This is a genomic window from Burkholderia sp. Bp9142, assembly GCF_003853415.1.
Classification (GTDB): Bacteria; Pseudomonadota; Gammaproteobacteria; order Burkholderiales; family Burkholderiaceae; genus Burkholderia.
Genome location: NZ_QTPP01000007.1, coordinates 204240 through 216100 on the forward strand (window position 1 = coordinate 204240; position 11861 = coordinate 216100).

The 11861-nt window shown below is 66.1% G+C and carries 12 protein-coding genes and 1 tRNA gene; 10 read left to right on the plus strand and 3 right to left on the minus strand.

Annotated elements, in window-relative coordinates; all coding sequences use genetic code 11:
* Positions 1-71 precede the first annotated feature (71 nt).
* From DIE22_RS10890 to DIE22_RS10900, 3 genes are all read right to left on the minus strand, one after another.
* A complete protein-coding gene (locus DIE22_RS10890) occupies positions 72-1622 on the minus strand; it encodes a SulP family inorganic anion transporter (RefSeq protein ID WP_124498159.1) in 1551 nt (516 codons plus the stop codon).
* Between the two features lie 36 nt (positions 1623-1658).
* Positions 1659-2300, minus strand: a complete 642-nt coding sequence (locus DIE22_RS10895) for a carbonic anhydrase (RefSeq protein ID WP_124498160.1) — start codon at positions 2298-2300, stop codon at positions 1659-1661.
* Between the two features lie 387 nt (positions 2301-2687).
* Positions 2688-3200 (minus strand): hypothetical protein, encoded by a 513-nt coding sequence (locus DIE22_RS10900; RefSeq protein ID WP_027784990.1) that lies wholly within the window; start codon positions 3198-3200, stop codon positions 2688-2690.
* Positions 3201-3390: 190 nt separating this feature from the next.
* Here DIE22_RS10900 and DIE22_RS10905 point away from each other — a divergent pair, with 190 nt between their 5' ends.
* From DIE22_RS10905 to DIE22_RS10955, 10 genes are all read left to right on the plus strand, one after another.
* Positions 3391-4650, plus strand: coding sequence for a branched-chain amino acid ABC transporter substrate-binding protein (locus DIE22_RS10905; protein ID WP_124498161.1), 1260 nt, complete (start codon positions 3391-3393; stop codon positions 4648-4650).
* 119 nt (positions 4651-4769) lie between these two features.
* Positions 4770-5039, plus strand: a complete 270-nt coding sequence (gene rpsO, locus DIE22_RS10910; protein WP_006398792.1) for a 30S ribosomal protein S15 — start codon at positions 4770-4772, stop codon at positions 5037-5039.
* Between the two features lie 291 nt (positions 5040-5330).
* Entirely contained in the window at positions 5331-7478 is a 2148-nt protein-coding gene (gene pnp / locus DIE22_RS10920) for a polyribonucleotide nucleotidyltransferase (protein ID WP_124498162.1), read from the plus strand.
* A gap of 142 nt (positions 7479-7620) precedes the next feature.
* Positions 7621-8640, plus strand: a complete 1020-nt coding sequence (locus DIE22_RS10925; protein WP_124498163.1) for an NAD(P)H-quinone oxidoreductase — start codon at positions 7621-7623, stop codon at positions 8638-8640.
* A gap of 130 nt (positions 8641-8770) precedes the next feature.
* A complete protein-coding gene (gene tpiA, locus DIE22_RS10930; protein ID WP_124498164.1) occupies positions 8771-9526 on the plus strand; it encodes a triose-phosphate isomerase in 756 nt (251 codons plus the stop codon).
* A 72-nt stretch (positions 9527-9598) separates the two neighbouring features.
* Positions 9599-9976, plus strand: coding sequence for a preprotein translocase subunit SecG (secG, locus tag DIE22_RS10935; protein ID WP_047898610.1), 378 nt, complete (start codon positions 9599-9601; stop codon positions 9974-9976).
* Between the two features lie 111 nt (positions 9977-10087).
* Positions 10088-10172: transfer RNA gene (locus DIE22_RS10940), tRNA-Leu, on the plus strand.
* Between the two features lie 153 nt (positions 10173-10325).
* On the plus strand, positions 10326-10685 hold the full coding sequence (locus tag DIE22_RS10945; RefSeq protein ID WP_006398798.1) for an NADH-quinone oxidoreductase subunit A: 360 nt from the start codon (positions 10326-10328) through the stop codon (positions 10683-10685).
* A 62-nt stretch (positions 10686-10747) separates the two neighbouring features.
* On the plus strand, positions 10748-11227 hold the full coding sequence (locus DIE22_RS10950) for a NuoB/complex I 20 kDa subunit family protein (RefSeq protein WP_006398799.1): 480 nt from the start codon (positions 10748-10750) through the stop codon (positions 11225-11227).
* Between the two features lie 22 nt (positions 11228-11249).
* Positions 11250-11852: an NADH-quinone oxidoreductase subunit C gene (locus DIE22_RS10955; RefSeq protein ID WP_124498165.1), complete on the plus strand. Its 603-nt coding sequence runs from the start codon at positions 11250-11252 to the stop codon at positions 11850-11852.
* Positions 11853-11861 lie beyond the last annotated feature (9 nt).

Genomic DNA, 11861 nt, shown 5'->3' on the forward strand with positions numbered 1-11861 from the left:
GCGCTGCGCGTCGAGCGCCCGAAACGCCCCGTGCGGCCTTGTGCCGCCCGGGGCGTTTTTTCATGCGCCGCTCATTCGGCGGCAGGCGCGCGGAACATCCAGCGGCGCGCGGCCGGGCGGGGCGCCGGGCTGCGACGGCGGAATTCGACCGTGATCCCGCGCCGCGGCGCATCGGCGACGAACCCATCGAGCAGTTCGAGCACGTCGTGATCGATGTAGTCGGCGCGCGTCGCGTCGATGATCACGGCCGCACGGTCCGGAATGTGCCGCAGGTGATGCTTGACCTGCACCTTGCCGAGAAACGACACGTCCTTGCGGAACGACAGCAGGAAGTGATCGTCGTGCTGCGCGAGCGTGACGGGGCTCTTCAGGTTCGCCACCGCGACCGCCAGCACGCTGCACGCGAGGCCGATCGCGATGCCGAACAGCAGGTCGACCGCCAGCACGCCCGCGATGGTCGCGGCGAACGGCACGAACGCGGCCGGACCCTGCTTCAGCACCGAGCGGAACAGGGCCGGTTTCGCGAGCTTGAAGCCGGTGTGGATCAGGATCGCCGCGAGGCTCGCGAGCGGGATCAGGTTGATCAGTCCGGTGAGCGCGAACACGCTGGCGAGCAGCAGGATCCCGTGCACGATCGCCGACATCCGGCTTTGCGCACCCGCGTTCACGTTGACCGAGCTGCGCACGATCACCGACGTGATCGGCAGCCCGCCGACCGCGCCCGCGACGAGATTGCCGACGCCCTGCGCCTTCAGCTCGCGGTCCGGCTGGGTCGGCCGGCGTTTCGGATCGATCTGCTCGACCGCCTCCAGGCTCAGCAGCGTCTCGAGGCTCGCGACGACCGCGAGCGTGATCGCGACGCGCCACACGTCCGGATTGACGAGCTGCGCGAAGTTCGGGCCGAGCTCGGCATGCTTGAGCGACGCGGCGAAGGCCGCGAACGACCCGAGCTCGGGCAGCGTGACGCGATGCGCGGCGCCCGGCGCGACCGACGGCACGAGCGCGCCGAGCACCAGCGTTGCACCGATGCCGAACACGACGACCGCGAGCGGCGCGGGTATCGAGCGCACCCAGGCGAAGCGCTTGAGCGCCGGCGCGTCCCAGGCGAGCAGCAGCGCGAGCGAGACGAGCGCGATGGCCGTCGCGGCCCATGCGGTCGGCAGGCCCGGCCATGATGCAAACGATTGCGCCGCCGCGCCGCCGATGCCGAATGCGAACGGAATCTGCTTCACGATCAGCAGCAGGCCGATCGCCGCGAGCATGCCCTTGATGACGGGCGACGGCACGTAGGCGGCGAAGCGGCCGGCGCGCAGCATGCCGAAGCCGAACTGCAGCACGCCGGACAGCAGCACCGCGAGCAGGAACGCGGAGAAGCTGCCGAGTTGCGCGATCCCTTCGACGACGATCACGACCAGGCCGGCGGCCGGCCCGCTGACCGACAGCGACGAGCCGCTCAGCAGCGCGACGACGATGCCGCCGACGATGCCGGACACGAGCCCGGCGAACGGCTCGACGCCGGACGCATTGGCGATGCCGAGACACAGCGGCAGCGCGACGAGGAAAACGACGATGCCGGCGACGATATCGCGCGGCAGGGTGGACAGGCGCTCATTCAGTTTCATGGTTGGCTATTTCATTGGCGTAGGGGAGGGCGAGGGTCAGGCGAGTGCGGCGGCCGTGGCGGCACGCTCCGGTTCGGCTTCGGCCGGCGGCGCCGTGTAGCCGGAGTCGAGTTCCTTCAGGCGGCCGTCGGCGAGCGAAAAGATCCAGCCGTGCACGAGCGGCGGCCGCTGCCGGCCATGCACGATCGGCGACGCCCGCAGCAGCCGTACCTGTTCGAGCACGTTCAGCTCGGCCAGGCGGTCGGCGGCGGCCGTTTCGTCGAGCCCGTCGAGCGTGTCGCGGTGGCGCCGCGCGAGCGCGCAGAGCGGCGCGATGCGGCGCGCGACATGCGGCAGGTCGGCGGGCGGCGGCAGCAGCGACGCGCGCACGCCACCGCACCCGTAGTGGCCGCACACGATCACGTGGTCGACTTCGAGCACGCGCACGGCATACTCGAGCACGCTCGCGGAATTGTCGTCGTCGGGATGGAACAGGTTCGCGATGTTGCGATGGACGAACAGCTCGCCGGGCACGCAGTGCGTGATGGTTTCGGCCGGCACGCGGCTGTCGGCGCAGCCGATCCACAGCACGCGCGGGTTCTGGCCGCGCGCGAGCGCGTCGAAGAAGCCGGGTGTGTGTTCGCGCGTTTCGCGGGCCCAGGCGATGTTGGCAACCAGCATGCTCTTGGGGCGATTCATGAGGACTCCTTTCTGATAAAGGCAAACGGATACCGGACGAAGTGGGGCAATAAGATACTTTCTAAATTGAAAGGTTCAATTTCGACTGATATTAGGGGTATGCCCTAACGGCCGGTGCCACTGATACAAATTGTTTCAACTGGATCTGGCGAGGTGCATCGAATGCACCAATGCAACGCATGACATGCATCGTATCTGCCTGTTTCCTGCAGACGGCCGCGTGGCATGGGTCTCGGCGTAATAGCCTCCGGAGCGTCTTCAATCGGAAAGGATTGCCGCGTCGAAATCGAAATTAATCAATATGACGGAAAAAATGAAATGGCCATTCACGCAGTGATTCGTGAATGGCCATTGCGAAAATTGTGCGTCAAGGCGCAATCGATCCACTCAGAACAGGTTGCGGCGGTCGGGATCGTGCAGCGGGTCCGGCGTTTTCTGCGTGGTGCGCAGGATGCCCTGCGGGTCGAAGTAGAAGCTGTACATCATGTACCAGACGTTGTCCTCGAGATAGCGATAGGTCCACACCTCGCGTTTCATCAGCGGGAAGTAGGACGTCTCGACCGGGCGGCCGAAATTGACGAGCACGTCGGTCTTGGTCCACTTGCCGATTTCCGCGCGATAGAACTCGCTCGGCTGCAGCACCTGGCGTACGTTGACGATCCGGTGGGCCGCGTCGACGTCGGCCGCGACGGTGATCTCGCCCATCGGCTGGGTCGGCCACATCAGGCGCTTGCCGCCGCCGGGCAGGTCGTAGATCTCGCGCGGCGGGCCCATGCGCGCGACGATCGCCGACTCGTCCTGGCCGGCCTGGTATTGCTGCCACGGTTGCGCGCAGCCGGCGAGCAGTGCCGCCGCGCAGGCGGCCAGCACCGGCAGGCGCGCGGGAATGCGAATGCGCATGGGATTCTCCAGAACTCACTGACCGTTCAGTTGTATCACGGACGGCGCGCGCCGGCGTATCGTGCCGAAAAAATCGGTGCGGATCGCCGGCGGTGTGCCGTCGGGGTTCGGTGTCGTGCCGCGCTTGCGGCCAGGCGCGCCCGCGGCCTATGATCCGCGCTTCTCGGGCAGATTGAAGGGCAGGTAGCCGATGCAGCTGTGGAAACGGTGCGCGCTCGCATTGAGCGCCGGGTGGATGCTGGCGTCGTCCGCGTTCGCGGCGGGCGAGCCGGTGCGGATCGCGCTGATCGAAGGGATGTCGGGTCCGTTCGCGAATGCGGGCGCGGCGGTCGAGCGCAACCTGCGCTTCGGCGTCGAACGGGTCAATGCGGCAGGCGGCGTGAAACTGCGCGACGGCGCGCATCCGCTCGAACTCGCCGTGCTCGACAGCAAGGGCAGCCCGGAAGAGGCGCTCGTGCAATTGCGCGCGGCGGCGGACCGGCACATCGGTTTCGTCGCGCAGGGCAACAGTTCGGCGGTCGCGGCCGCGCTCGTCGCGGCGCTCGACAAGCTGAACGCACGCAATCCGGACAGCCGGATGCTGTTCCTCAACTATTCGGCCGACGACCCTGCGCTGACCGGCGCGCGCTGCAGCTTCTGGCATTTCCGCTTCGACGCGCACGCGGGGCTGCGGATGGCCGCGCTGGCGGACGTGATGGCGCGCGACCGCGCGCTGCGCAAGGTCTACCTGCTGAACCAGGACTACAGCTTCGGCCACGACGTCAGTGCGCTGGCAAGGCAGGCGCTGGCCGAGCGGCGCCCCGACATCGCGATCGCCGGCGACGAGTTCCATCCGATCGGCCGTATCAAGGATTTCTCGCCGTACATCGCGAAGATCCGGGCGAGCGGCGCGGACGCCGTCGTGACCGGCAACTGGGGCAACGATCTCACGCTGCTCGTGAAGGCGGCGCGCGAGCAGGGGCTGAACGCGAAGTTCTACACGTTCTACGGCAACAGCCTCGGCGCGCCGGCGGCACTGGGCGACGCGGGCGTCGGGCGGGTGATCGCCGTCGCGGACTGGCATCCGAACGCGGGCGGCGCGAAGTCCGACGCGTTCTATCGTGCGTTCCGAACCCGTTTCCCGGCGGCCCAGGACGACTATCCGGTGCGGCGCATGAGCCTGATGATCGAGATGCTCGCGGCGGCGATGAATCGGGCCGGCTCGGCCGACCCTGTCGCGGTGGCGCGCGCGCTGGAGGGGCTGTCGTTCGACGACGGCTTCCACGCGTCGACGATGCGCGCACAGGATCACCAGTTGATCCAGCCCCTTTACGTGATGGCAATGGACAAGGCCGGCACGCCAAGCGTGCGCTTCGACAACGAGGGCTCGGGCTACGGCTTCCGGACGGTCCTCGCGGTGCCCGCGCAGCGCACGCAGATGCCGTCGACATGCTCGATGACGCGCCCGTGACAGGAGGCGGTAGGAACGGCGTGCAGTTGTGCTACAATGCCCGCCGGTTGTAAGTCACGGCACGGCCTTTCTTCCGTGTCCGCCTGTTCAGTTAGCAAGTAGGAAACCAAGGAAATCACATGTCTGTTGCAGATATCAAGAAGTCGGAAGTCGTTGCTCAGTTCGCCCGCGGTACCAACGACACGGGTTCGCCCGAAGTCCAGGTCGCACTGCTGACCGCACGTATCGTCGAACTGACGGGTCACTTCAAGACCCACGCGAAGGACCACCACAGCCGCCGCGGCCTGCTGCGCATGGTGAGCCGCCGCCGCAAGCTGCTCGACTACCTCAAGGGCAAGGATGCCGACCGTTACCGCGCGCTGATCGAGAAGCTGGGTCTGCGTAAGTAATCGAGGCGATTGCCGCCAGCAAGATGCCTGTGTCAGTCCGCTGATGCAGGCATTTTGTTTTTGCGCGGTGCGTAGCGTCACGCGCACCGCAGGTTGTCCGGCACGTGGATGCCGGGCTGCCGGAACGGCTGATGCCGGGGTCGGGATTTGTGTCATTCCAGCGCGCCGCTCGACGAGCGCCGCGCTGGAATGGCATAAAAAACACACCTTGCTCCGGGTGATTCGGTCGGGACGCCGCCGCGCGGGATGGCCCGGGCGGCGAATGAAATGAATGAGTTCAAAGGAGCAACCATGTCCATGTTCAACAAGGTCGTGAAGGAATTCCAGTGGGGCCAGCACAAGGTGCGCCTCGAAACCGGTGAAGTCGCCCGCCAGGCGAGCGGTGCCGTGATCGTCGACGTGGAAGACACCGTCGTGCTGGCAACCGTCGTCGGCGCGAAGTCGGCGAAGCCGGGCCAGGATTTCTTCCCGCTGACCGTCGACTACCTCGAAAAGACCTACTCGGCCGGCAAGATCCCGGGCGGCTTCTTCCGTCGCGAAGGCCGTCCGTCGGAACACGAGACGCTGACGTCGCGCCTGATCGACCGTCCGCTGCGTCCGCTGTTCCCGGAAGGCTTCTACAACGAAGTGCAGGTCGTGATCCACGTGCTGTCCGTGAACCCGGAAATCCCGGCGGACATCCCCGCGCTGATCGGCGCGTCGGCCGCGCTCGCCGTGTCGGGCCTGCCGTTCAACGGCCCGGTCGGTGCCGCGCGCGTTGCGTACATCGACAATGCCTACGTGCTGAACCCGACGCGTGACCAGATCAAGGCATCGAGCCTCGACCTCGTCGTCGCCGGTACGGAGCGTGCCGTGCTGATGGTCGAGTCGGAAGCCGACCAGCTGACGGAAGACGTGATGCTGGGCGCCGTGGTGTTCGGCCACGAGCAGATGCAGACGGCGATCGACGCGATCCACGAACTCGTGCGCGAAGGCGGCAAGCCCGAGTGGGACTGGCAGCCGGCGCCGAAGAACGAAGCGCTGATCGCGCGCGTGACCGAACTGGCACAGAACGAACTGCTCGCTGCTTACCAGCTCCGCGACAAGCAGGCGCGCTCGACGAAGCTGAAGGAAGTCTACGCGGCGACCTCGGCGAAGCTCGAGGAAGACGCGCTGGCGGCCGGCACGGTCGCGGCCGACAAGGCCACCGTCGGCAACGTCCTGTTCGACATCGAAGCGAAGATCGTCCGTTCGCAGATCCTGAACGGCGAGCCGCGCATCGACGGTCGCGACACGCGCACCGTGCGTCCGATCGAGATCCGTACCGGCGTGCTGCCGCGCACCCACGGTTCGGCGCTGTTCACGCGTGGCGAAACGCAGGCGCTCGTCGTCGCGACGCTCGGCACGAAGGGTGACGAGCAGATCATCGACGCGCTCGAAGGCGAATACCGCGAGCGCTTCATGCTCCACTACAACATGCCCCCGTTCGCGACGGGCGAAACGGGCCGCGTCGGCTCGCCGAAGCGCCGCGAAATCGGTCACGGCCGCCTCGCGAAGCGTGCACTGGTCAAGTGCCTGCCGAGCGCCGACGAATTCGGCTACTCGATCCGCGTCGTGTCGGAAATCACCGAATCGAACGGTTCGTCGTCGATGGCATCGGTGTGCGGCGGCTGCCTCGCGCTGATGGACGCCGGCGTGCCGATGAAGGCGCACGTCGCGGGCATCGCGATGGGCCTGATCCTCGAAGGCAACAAGTTCGCGGTGCTGACCGACATCCTCGGCGACGAGGATCACCTCGGCGACATGGACTTCAAGGTGGCCGGCACGGAGCAAGGCGTGACGGCGCTGCAGATGGACATCAAGATCCAGGGCATCACGAAGGAAATCATGCAGGTCGCGCTCGCGCAGGCGAAGGAAGGCCGCATGCACATCCTCGGCAAGATGACGTCGGCGGTCTCGGGTGCGAACACGCAGCTGTCGGAATTCGCGCCGCGCATGATCACGATCAAGATCAACCCGGAAAAGATCCGCGACGTGATCGGCAAGGGCGGTTCGGTGATCCGCGCGCTGACGGAAGAAACCGGCACGACCATCGACATCTCGGATGACGGCGTCGTGACGATCGCGAGCACGAGCAGCGAAGGCATGGCCGAAGCGAAGAAGCGCATCGAGAACATCACGGCCGAGATCGAAGTCGGCCAGGTGTACGAAGGCACGGTTCTGAAGCTGCTCGATTTCGGCGCGATCGTGAACCTGCTGCCGGGCAAGGACGGCCTGCTGCACATCTCGGAAATCGTCAACGAGCGTGTGAAGGACATCAACGACTACCTGAAGGAAGGCCAGCAAGTGAAGGTCAAGGTCATCCAGACGGACGAAAAGGGTCGCGTGCGTCTGTCGGCGAAGGCGCTGCTGAATGAAGCAGCGGCGGCGTCGCAGTCGGATACGCCGCCGCAGCAGTAAGCGGGCAGGTGTGAGAACGGCCGGCAGTGCGAAAGCGCGCCGGCCGTTTTTTCTGTAGCATCGTTGTGCGGCGCAGCAGCGCCGGCGAGGCGCCCGTGCCGCATCAGGGCGCGTCCCCGATTCCGATCCTGGAGCGACCACCATGAAAGCCATCGAAATCACCGAATTCGGCGCCCCTGACGTGCTGAAGCTCGCGGAGCGTCCGCGCCCCGACCCGAAGCGCGGCGAAGTGCTGATCAAGGTGGCGGCTTCCGGCGTGAACCGGCCGGACGTCTTCCAGCGCAAGGGCGCGTATGCGCCGCCGCCGGGCGCGTCGGATCTGCCGGGCCTCGAGGTCGCGGGCGAGATCGTCGGCGGCGACCTGTCGGATGCCGCGCTGAACCCGTTCGGCCTGAAGCTCGGCGACCGCGTCTGCGCGCTGCTCGCGGGCGGTGGCTACGCCGAGTATGCGGTTGCGCCGCTGCCGCAATGCCTGCCGGTGCCCGACGGGCTGACCGACATCGAAGCCGCGTCGTTGCCCGAAACGTTCTTCACCGTGTGGAGCAACGTGTTCGACCGCGCGCTGCTCGGTGCGGGCGAGGGCGGCGAGCAGGAAACCCTGCTCGTGCAGGGCGGCTCGAGCGGGATCGGCGTGACGGCGATCCAGATCGCGCACGCACTCGGCTTTCGCGTGTTCGCGACGGCCGGGAACGCCGACAAATGCCGCGCATGCGAGGCACTCGGTGCCGAGCGTGCGATCAACTACAAGACCGAGGACTTCGTCGAGGTCGTCAAGTCGCTGACGCACGATCGCGGCGTCGACGTGATCCTCGACATGGTCGCGGGCGCGTACGTGCCGCGCGAACTGTCCGCCCTCGCGGATGGCGGCCGCCTCGTGCTGATCGCGCTGCTCGGCGGCGCGAAGGCCGAGGTCAACCTGAACGAGATCCTGCGCCGCCGGCTGACGGTGACGGGCTCGACGCTGCGTCCGCGTCCGGTCGAGTTCAAGGCGCGCATCGCCGCGCAGCTGAAGGCGCGCGTGTGGCCGCTGCTCGCGGAAGGCCGCATCAAGCCCGTCATCTACCGCGTGCTGCCGGCCGGCGACGCCGCTCAGGCGCATGCGCTGATGGAAAGCGGCGAGCACATCGGCAAGATCGTGCTCGATTGGGGTACGACCGCCTGACGGTCCGTGCGGCCGGACTTGACATGTGTGGTTTGACCGGTTCAAGCCGTGCGCAGTAAAATCGCGGGTTTGCTTCGCCAGATCCAACCTGACGGCCGGTTTCCGGCACGTCGATGACGAGACAGACACGATGTCGAAACAACGAACAAAGCGAGTGATCGGCAACTGGAAGATGCACGGCCGGCTGGCCGGCAACCAGGCGTTGCTGAACGAAGTGGTGCAGGGCGCGGGCGCGGTGCCGGCCGAAACGTCGGTCGGCGTGTGCGTGCCGTTCCCGTACCTCGCGCAGGTTCAGGCGCAGCTCGCCGGCGGCCGCGTCGCGTTCGGCGCGCAGGACGTGTCCGCGCACGAGCAGGGCGCGTTCACCGGTGAGGTCGCGGCCGCGATGGTGGCGGAGTTCGGCGCGCATTATACGATCGTCGGTCACTCGGAGCGTCGCGCGTATCACGGCGAACGCAACGAGACCGTCGCTGCGAAGACGCAGCGCGCGCTCGCGGCAGGCCTCACGCCCGTCGTGTGCGTCGGCGAAACGCTCGACGAGCGTGAAGCGGGCTCGACCGAGCAGGTGGTCGGTGCGCAGCTCGACGCCGTGCTGGCCGTGCTGACGGTTGACGAAGCGGCGCGCATCGTCGTCGCGTACGAGCCGGTCTGGGCGATCGGCACGGGCAAGAGCGCGACGTCGGCGCAGGCGCAGGATGTCCATGCGTTCCTGCGTGCGCGTCTCGCGGCGAAGGGGGCGGCGGACGTGTCGGTGCTGTACGGCGGCAGCGTGAAGCCGGACAACGCGGAAGAGCTGTTCGCGCAGCCGGACATCGACGGCGGCCTGATTGGCGGCGCGTCGCTGAAGGCGGAAGATTTCCTGGCGATCTGCCGGGCCGCGCGTTGAGCGGTCCGGGATCGAATTGAACCATGACGGCGGCCGGTCGGTCCGGTCGCCTGATCCAATCGGGTGGGTGTGATGCTGTTATTCAAGACGCTGATTATTGTCGTGCAGGTGCTGTCTGCACTCGGTGTGATCGGGCTCGTGCTGCTGCAGCACGGCAAGGGTGCCGACATGGGCGCCGCCTTCGGCAGCGGCGCGTCGGGCAGCCTGTTCGGCGCGACGGGCTCGGCGAACTTCCTGTCGCGCACGACGGGCATTCTCGCGACGATCTTCTTCGTCGCGACGCTCGCGCTGACGTACCTCGGCTCGTACAAGTCGACGCCGTCGGCAGGCGTGCTCGGTGCGGCAGCGACCGCGCCGGCATCGGCGCCCGCGGCGTCGGCTCCGGCCGTCGCAGCGTCCGCTGCCGCGGGTTCGGCCGCGAGTGCGCCGGGCCAGGATGTCCCGAAATAAAAAGCCCAATTTTTTGCGTTTGTGCGTTGAACAAATCTGGAACTCGGGTTAGAATTTAATTCTTGAAGCGATTCGCGGGAAACGAGCAGTACAACCCGAGTTGCATGCAGTGCCGACGTGGTGAAATTGGTAGACACGCTATCTTGAGGGGGTAGTGGCGAAAGCTGTGCGAGTTCGAGTCTCGCCGTCGGCACCAAAGTTACTCAATGCCAGCCGCTTCTAGTGGCTGGCATTTTTCATTTGTGGGGTCCGCTTGCGATTGTCTTGCGATCGCCTGCACTCCGAAATGATTCCTTCCGCCGGAAGTGGTATTCTCCGGACGCTCAGAACCAACCGATAGAGGATTGCCTTGAACCTCGCAGCCTATTACCCCGTCTTGTTGTTCCTCCTCGTGGGCACTGGTTTAGGTATAGCGCTGGTCAGCATCGGCAAGCTCCTTGGTCCCAACAAGCCGGACGTCGAGAAGAACGCACCGTACGAGTGCGGCTTCGAAGCCTTTGAAGACGCCCGGATGAAATTCGACGTCCGGTACTACCTCGTCGCCATCCTGTTCATCATCTTCGATCTCGAGACCGCGTTCCTGTTTCCGTGGGGCGTCGCGCTCCGGGACATCGGCTGGCCGGGTTTCATCGCAATGATGATTTTTCTGCTCGAATTCCTGCTGGGCTTTGCCTATATCTGGAAGAAAGGCGGTCTCGACTGGGAGTGATGGGTTAATCGCCGGTTTGCATGGGCGGCCACGCTGGGCCGCTCGTCTGGAGTGGAAAGCAAATGAGTATCGAAGGGGTCTTGAAGGAAGGGTTTGTCACCACGACGGCTGACAAGCTGATCAACTGGACGCGTACCGGCTCGCTGTGGCCGATGACGTTCGGGCTCGCGTGTTGCGCCGTCGAGATGATGCATGCGGGCGCGGCCCGTTATGACCTGGACCGGTTCGGGGTCGTGTTCCGTCCGAGCCCGCGTCAATCGGACGTGATGATCGTCGCCGGCACGCTGTGCAACAAGATGGCGCCCGCGCTGCGCCGCGTGTACGACCAGATGGCCGAGCCGCGCTGGGTGATCTCGATGGGGTCGTGCGCGAACGGTGGTGGCTACTACCATTACTCGTACTCGGTGGTCCGCGGTTGCGACCGGATCGTGCCGGTCGACGTCTACGTGCCGGGCTGTCCGCCCACGGCCGAGGCGCTGGTCTACGGCGTGATCCAGCTTCAGGCGAAGATCCGCCGCACCAATACCATCGCCCGTCAATAAAGCCCCCGAGCGTCCCCTCAATATGGCAAGCAAAATCGAGACCCTCAAGGCAAACCTCGAAGCCGCGCTCGGCGCGCGCGTGGTGAGCCTCACCGAAGCGATCGGTGAACTGACGCTCGTCGTGAAGGCGAGCGATTACCTCGAAGTCGCAAAGACGCTGCGCGACGATCCGAAGCTCCGTTTCGAGCAGCTGATCGACCTCTGCGGCGTCGACTACCAGACCTACGGCGACGGTGCCTACGACGGCCCGCGTTTCGCGGCCGTGTCGCAGCTGCTGTCGGTCACGAACAACTGGCGCCTGCGCCTGCGCGTGTTCGCGCCGGACGACGATCTGCCGATCGTGGCGTCGCTCGTCGACATCTGGACTTCCGCAAACTGGTACGAGCGCGAAGCGTTCGACCTGTACGGCCTCGTGTTCGAGGGTCACCCCGACCTGCGCCGCATCCTCACCGACTACGGCTTCATCGGCCACCCGTTCCGCAAGGACTTCCCGGTGTCGGGCTATGTCGAAATGCGTTACGACCCGGAAGAGAAGCGGGTCGTCTACCAGCCGGTGACGATCGAGCCGCGCGAAATCACGCCGCGCGTGATCCGCGAGGATCGCTATGGCGGTCTGAAACATTAAGGGGGCGTC

Excerpts from the sequence above, each read along its gene's own strand:
- DIE22_RS10895 (WP_124498160.1), bottom strand. The coding sequence starts at position 2,300 with ATGAATCGCCCCAAGAGCATGCTGGTTGCCAACATCGCCTGGGCCCGC.
- DIE22_RS10890 (WP_124498159.1), bottom strand. The coding sequence starts at position 1,622 with ATGAAACTGAATGAGCGCCTGTCCACCCTGCCGCGCGATATCGTCGCC.
- tpiA (WP_124498164.1), top strand. The coding sequence starts at position 8,771 with ATGTCGAAACAACGAACAAAGCGAGTGATCGGCAACTGGAAGATGCAC.
- DIE22_RS10925 (WP_124498163.1), top strand. The coding sequence starts at position 7,621 with ATGAAAGCCATCGAAATCACCGAATTCGGCGCCCCTGACGTGCTGAAG.
- DIE22_RS10950 (WP_006398799.1), top strand. The coding sequence starts at position 10,748 with ATGAGTATCGAAGGGGTCTTGAAGGAAGGGTTTGTCACCACGACGGCT.
- DIE22_RS10905 (WP_124498161.1), top strand. The coding sequence starts at position 3,391 with ATGCAGCTGTGGAAACGGTGCGCGCTCGCATTGAGCGCCGGGTGGATG.
- DIE22_RS10955 (WP_124498165.1), top strand. The coding sequence starts at position 11,250 with ATGGCAAGCAAAATCGAGACCCTCAAGGCAAACCTCGAAGCCGCGCTC.
- secG (WP_047898610.1), top strand. The coding sequence starts at position 9,599 with ATGCTGTTATTCAAGACGCTGATTATTGTCGTGCAGGTGCTGTCTGCA.
- pnp (WP_124498162.1), top strand. The coding sequence starts at position 5,331 with ATGTCCATGTTCAACAAGGTCGTGAAGGAATTCCAGTGGGGCCAGCAC.
- DIE22_RS10900 (WP_027784990.1), bottom strand. The coding sequence starts at position 3,200 with ATGCGCATTCGCATTCCCGCGCGCCTGCCGGTGCTGGCCGCCTGCGCG.
- rpsO (WP_006398792.1), top strand. The coding sequence starts at position 4,770 with ATGTCTGTTGCAGATATCAAGAAGTCGGAAGTCGTTGCTCAGTTCGCC.